Annotated in this window: 1 protein-coding gene and 1 pseudogene; both read left to right on the top strand. The window is 66.5% G+C overall.

Annotated features, from left to right (window positions below; genetic code table 11):
* Positions 1-978, top strand: a 978-nt coding sequence (locus KVT32_RS27790) for an acetyl-CoA C-acyltransferase (protein ID WP_217619159.1), incomplete at its 5' end; no start/stop codon positions are given.
* Positions 979-986: 8 nt separating this feature from the next.
* Positions 987-1,120: pseudogene (locus tag KVT32_RS32275) on the top strand (pimeloyl-CoA dehydrogenase large subunit); the annotation flags it as partial.

Here is a 1,120-nt window from a genome sequence, read left to right as displayed (position 1 = left end):
CGCCAGACTGTGATCCGCGCCGGCCTGACGATCTCGATCGCCGGCACCACCGTGAACCGCTTCTGCGCTTCCGGCCTGCAGGCGATCGCCATCGGCGCCGGCCGCATCGTCGTCGACGGCGCTCCGGCCGTGATCGCCGGTGGCGTCGAGAGCATCTCGCAGATCCGCACCCGCGAGAAGGGCGACTCCGGCATCGATCCGTGGATCCTCGAGAACAAGCCCGAGCTCTACCTGCCGATGATCGATACCGCCGACATCGTCGCCGCCCGCTACGGCATCAGCCGCGAAGCCCAGGACCGCTTCTCGGCGGAGTCGCAGCGCAAGACCGAGGAAGCGCAACTCGCCGGCCGTTACAAGGACGAAATCGTCGCCTGCACCACCACCATGCAGGTCACCGACAAGGAAACCGGCGCCGTCTCGCAGCGCGAAGTGACGGTCGATGCGGACACCTGCAACCGCCGCGGCACCACCTATGAAGGTCTGGCCAAGCTGGCGCCGGTGATGGGTCCGGACAAGTTCATCACGGCCGGCAACGCCTCGCAGCTGTCGGACGGCGCCTCGGCCTGCGTCATGATGGAGGCGAAGGAAGCCGAGCGCCTGAATCTTTCCCCGCTGGGCGCCTTCCGCGGCCTGGCCGTGGCCGGCTGCGAGCCGGACGAGATGGGCATCGGGCCGGTGTTCGCGGTGCCGAAGCTGCTCAAGCGCTTCGGCCTGACGGTGGCCGACATCGACCTGTGGGAGCTGAACGAAGCCTTCGCCTCGCAGGCCATTTATTGCCAGCAGCGCTTCGGCATTCCCGACGAGCGCCTGAACGTGAACGGCGGCGCGATCTCGATCGGCCACCCGTTCGGCATGACCGGCGCGCGCCTGGCCGGCCACGTGCTGCTGGAAGGCCGCCGCCGCAAGGCCAAGTATGCGGTCGTCACGATGTGCATCGCCGGCGGCATGGGCGCGGCGGGCCTGTTCGAGATTTTCTGAGGATAGTCATGGATCTGAATTTCACCCCACAAGAAGAAGCATTTCGCGAAGAAGTCCGCGCCTTCCTGGCCGAGAAGCTGCCGAAGCGCCTGAGCGACAAGGTCGCCAACGGCAAGCATTTAAGCAAGGCCGACATGGAAGA

The sequence above is a fragment of the Achromobacter sp. GbtcB20 genome, from assembly GCF_019091095.1.
GTDB lineage: Bacteria > Pseudomonadota > Gammaproteobacteria > Burkholderiales > Burkholderiaceae_B > Achromobacter > Achromobacter mucicolens.
This window is presented reverse-complemented; position numbering and strand designations above follow the sequence as displayed.